Genomic DNA, 4,033 nt, shown 5'->3' on the forward strand with positions numbered 1-4,033 from the left:
GAGTACGCGCTCGCAAAGTAACCAGCCAGTAGCCCCATGAACCTGAAAGATTTTAGTTTTGAATTACCCGATGAATTAATTGCCCGTTATCCGCAGCCAGAGCGCAGCGCCAGCCGGATGCTGTGCCTGGACGGTGCCAGCAGCGAGGTCAGTCATCGCCAGTTCCGTGATATCACTGAACAGCTGCAGGCTGGCGATCTACTCGTATTTAACGACACCCGTGTTATTCCTGCCCGTATGCTAGGTGAGAAGGCCAGTGGCGGCGGCAAGGTCGAAGTGCTGGTAGAGCGGATCCTGGATGAACACCGGGTGCTGGCGCACGTACGCAGTAACCGCTCGCCGAAGCCTGGCCAGCGATTGTTGATGGAACAGGCTGTTGAGCTGGAAATGCTGGGTCGTCAGGATGCTTTGTTCGAGCTTCGTTTTCATACGGATGAGCCTGTGCTCGCAGTGCTGGAAAAATATGGGCATATGCCGTTACCGCCTTATATCGATCGGCCTGATGAAGCCAGTGACCGTGAACGTTATCAGACTGTGTACAACAAGAAGCCCGGTGCCGTGGCGGCACCGACTGCTGGCTTGCACTTTGATGATCAGATCCTGCAGCAGCTCAGAGATAAAGGCGTTGAGTTTGCCTATGTGACCTTGCACGTTGGAGCAGGCACCTTCCAGCCGGTGCGGGTAGATAACATCGAAGAGCACCACATGCACAGCGAATACGCTGAAGTGCCTGAAGAAACCGTTGCCGCTATTGCTGCCACCCGTGCCCGCGGCGGACGTGTCGTTGCGGTGGGCACCACCTCAGTGCGCTCACTGGAATCAGCTGCCCAGGCGGCAAAGCAGGCCGGTACCGAACTGGCACCATTTTTTGCCGATACCGACATCTTTATTTATCCGGGTTACGAGTTTCAGGTTATCGACGCCATGATCACCAACTTCCACCTGCCGGAATCCACGCTGATCATGCTGATATCGGCCTTTGCCGGGCGCGAAGCCGTACTTAACGCCTATGCCGAAGCGGTTACGCATCAGTATCGCTTCTTCAGCTATGGCGACGCGATGTTTGTGACCCGTAAACCGAGCTAAGGTATACTACCTGCCGAAGCTCTCCGTACTAAACGAATTCGGTGATGAAATGAAATTTGAACTCCTGAACACCAGCGGCAAAGCCCGCCGCGGTCGTATGACTTTTGACCGCGGCGTAGTCGAAACCCCGGCCTTTATGCCGGTAGGCACCGCCGGTACCGTCAAAGGGATGACGCCCGAAGAAGTGGCCGCTACCGGTGCCCAGATTTGCCTCGGTAATACCTTTCACCTGATGCTGCGTCCGGGTACCTCGATCATTAAGCAACATGGCGATCTGCACGACTTCATGAACTGGGATAAGCCGATTCTGACGGATTCCGGCGGCTTCCAGGTGTTTAGCCTGGGTGAGTTGCGCAAGATCACCGAAGAGGGTGCCACCTTCCGTTCGCCAATTAACGGTGAAAAGATTTTGCTGACGCCGGAAAAGTCGATGGAAGTGCAGCGCGACCTCGGCTCTGACATTGTCATGATTTTTGATGAGTGTACGCCGCACCCGGCAACGCCGGCTGAAGCACGTACCTCAATGGAGCTTTCACTGCGCTGGGCCGAGCGCTCTAAAGTGGCCCATGGAGATAATCCGTCAGCCCTGTTCGGAATAATTCAGGGCGGCATGTATGAAGAGCTGCGGACCATCTCTCTCGATGGCCTGACCAAGATTGGCTTTGATGGTTATGCCATTGGTGGTTTGTCGGTGGGCGAACCCAAAGAAGACATGATGCGGATCCTGGACCATACCGCGCCGCAGATGCCGGCAGATAAACCGCGCTACCTGATGGGCGTCGGCAAGCCGGAAGACCTGGTGGAAGCAGTACGCCGCGGTATCGATATGTTTGATTGCGTGATGCCGACGCGCAACGCCCGTAACGGCCATTTATTTATCAGCACCGGCGTGGTGAAGATCCGTAACGCCGCGCATCGGACCGATACCGGCCCGCTGGATCCTGAGTGCGACTGCTACACCTGTAAGAATTACAGCCGTGCTTACCTGCATCACCTGGATCGCTCTAACGAAATGCTGGGCGGGCGTTTGAATACCATTCATAACCTGCACTTTTATCAGAAAGTGATGCAGGATTTACGGGATGCGATTGAAGCCGACCGGCTGGACGAACACGTAGCGGAATTTTACGCCAAGCGCGACCTGCCGGTGCCTTCGTTGCCTGAATAAGGCTTAGATAGCCCGGGCGATATCAACAATATAAGGCTTGATGCCGGCGAAGAAGAACTCGACGGCAATCAGCATCACGATTAAGCCCATCAGCCGCATCAGGATCTTTGAACCGCTGCGGCCGAGCTTAGCCAGCAGCTGCCGGCCGGTTGCCAGAAAGATCGCCGTCAGCACACAGACCGCAAGGATGGCGGCAAACAGGCTGATGGTGTTGCTGGTGTCCGGGCTGTCCTGAATAAACAGGATAACCATGGTAATTGCCCCTGGGCCGGCGACCATAGGAATGCCGATGGGCGTGACTGCGACATCCGAGCCAAAATCACTTTCGGTTTCGCCATCGACGCGCTTAGGTACCGTGCGGCCCCGCAACATTTCGTAGCCCATCACGAAGAACAGAATACCGCCGGCAACCCGCAGGCCGTTGACCGAAATCGAGAAGAAGCTGAAAATGGCTTCGCCCAGTAAGGCGAACACACAAAGCGCGATGGCGGCGGTAATAGACGCCCGCATCGCTACCCAGCGCGCAGCTTTGGGTGTCATCGCTTCGGTCAGCGCAATATAGATAGGAATCGCCGCGATCGGATTGATCATGGTAAACAGCGATGTGAACTGAAATAAGAATGTTTCCAGCATAGGTGATGGCTCTCCGGTAGCGACGCGCGTGCTTGGCTGCATAGTTTAATGTATTCGTTAAAAAAATGCAGTGCTGCAATGTCGTTGATTTTAAATCGCCCTCATTTTTAACGAAGGACAGGCTTTACATCAGCATATGAACTCGCTACAATTCAGCACCAAATTTAATCGTCGTGGTTAATTTTTAGCCGGTTCAGCTGGCAGGGATTAATCCAGCACAGAATTTTTCATTGAGGTGAGATTTTAATGCCAGTTGTTAAAGTAAAAGAAAACGAGCCTTTTGACGTAGCTCTGCGTCGTTTCAAGCGCTCTTGCGAGAAAGCAGGTGTACTTTCTGAAGTTCGTCGTCGTGAATTCTACGAAAAGCCAACTTCAGAGCGTAAGCGCAAGAAAGCCGCTGCTGTGAAACGTCACGCGAAGAAACTGTCGCGCGAAAACGCACGTCGCACTCGTCTGTATTAATTGACTGGCTGTTGCCGTAGCGGCAATGCCGAAGTGCGGTGCCACTACGAAGCACAGACCTCGAAGCCGGATTGAGTTATGCTCAGTCCGGCTTTTTCATTTCCGTTGTTGCAGGTACAATCAGGTTCACTTTCCGCATAAGCGCTAGTTTAAAAACAGGACACCGATGGCAGGGCTGATTCCAAAAAGCTTCATTCATGACTTAATTGACCGTGCCGATGTGGTCGAAGTGGTGGATAGCCGTGTGCCGCTGAAAAAAGCGGGCCGCAACTACCAGGCCTGTTGCCCCTTCCATAACGAGAAAACGCCCAGCTTTACCGTCGCCCCCGACAAACAGTTTTATCACTGCTTCGGTTGTGGTGAGCACGGCAATGCGCTGGATTTTCTGATGAAGTTCGACGGTCTGGAATTCCCTGAAGCTATTGAAGAGCTGGCCAGCATGCTGGGCCTGGAAGTGCCGCGCGAAACCACCGCCAATCCGCAGGCTGACGCGAAGAAACGGGCGCAGGCAGCTGACGATTATGAGCAGATGGAAAAAGCCGCGCGCTTTTTCGCCCATCAACTGCGGCACCATAAGAACTCCGCCAAAGTTATTGAGTACCTGAAGAACCGCGGGCTCAACGGCGAGATCGTGAAGGCTTTCCAGATTGGCTATGCACCGGATGAGTGGGATGGCATTCTGAA

Annotated in this window: 5 protein-coding genes; 4 read left to right on the forward strand and 1 reads right to left on the reverse strand. The window is 54.0% G+C overall.

Annotated features, from left to right (window positions below; translation table 11 throughout):
- The first annotated feature begins 36 nt into the window (after positions 1-36).
- Together queA and tgt are read left to right on the forward strand one after the other, a co-directional pair.
- Positions 37-1,086 carry a tRNA preQ1(34) S-adenosylmethionine ribosyltransferase-isomerase QueA gene (gene queA, locus R3196_RS10780; RefSeq protein WP_318936772.1) on the forward strand — a complete coding sequence of 350 codons (1,050 nt, stop codon included), beginning with the start codon at positions 37-39 and terminating at the stop codon, positions 1,084-1,086.
- Positions 1,087-1,135: 49 nt separating this feature from the next.
- Positions 1,136-2,254 (forward strand): tRNA guanosine(34) transglycosylase Tgt, encoded by a 1,119-nt coding sequence (gene tgt, locus R3196_RS10785; protein ID WP_318936773.1) that lies wholly within the window; start codon positions 1,136-1,138, stop codon positions 2,252-2,254.
- Positions 2,255-2,257: 3 nt separating this feature from the next.
- Here tgt and R3196_RS10790 read toward each other — a convergent pair whose 3' ends face one another.
- Complete coding sequence (locus R3196_RS10790; RefSeq protein WP_318936774.1) at positions 2,258-2,887, reverse strand: MarC family protein; 630 nt, start codon at positions 2,885-2,887, stop codon at positions 2,258-2,260.
- Positions 2,888-3,133: 246 nt separating this feature from the next.
- Here R3196_RS10790 and rpsU point away from each other — a divergent pair, with 246 nt between their 5' ends.
- Entirely contained in the window at positions 3,134-3,349 is a 216-nt protein-coding gene (rpsU, locus tag R3196_RS10795; protein ID WP_034733010.1) for a 30S ribosomal protein S21, read from the forward strand.
- A 166-nt stretch (positions 3,350-3,515) separates the two neighbouring features.
- Positions 3,516-4,033 (forward strand): CHC2 zinc finger domain-containing protein (locus R3196_RS10800; RefSeq protein ID WP_318936775.1); only part of this gene is annotated, 518 nt, incomplete at its 3' end.

The organism is Pseudidiomarina sp. (genome assembly GCF_033722695.1).
In the GTDB taxonomy this organism is placed as follows: Bacteria; Pseudomonadota; Gammaproteobacteria; order Enterobacterales; family Alteromonadaceae; genus Pseudidiomarina.

Excerpts from the sequence above, each read along its gene's own strand:
- queA (WP_318936772.1), top strand. The coding sequence starts at position 37 with ATGAACCTGAAAGATTTTAGTTTTGAATTACCCGATGAATTAATTGCC.
- tgt (WP_318936773.1), top strand. The coding sequence starts at position 1,136 with ATGAAATTTGAACTCCTGAACACCAGCGGCAAAGCCCGCCGCGGTCGT.
- R3196_RS10790 (WP_318936774.1), bottom strand. The coding sequence starts at position 2,887 with ATGCTGGAAACATTCTTATTTCAGTTCACATCGCTGTTTACCATGATC.
- rpsU (WP_034733010.1), top strand. The coding sequence starts at position 3,134 with ATGCCAGTTGTTAAAGTAAAAGAAAACGAGCCTTTTGACGTAGCTCTG.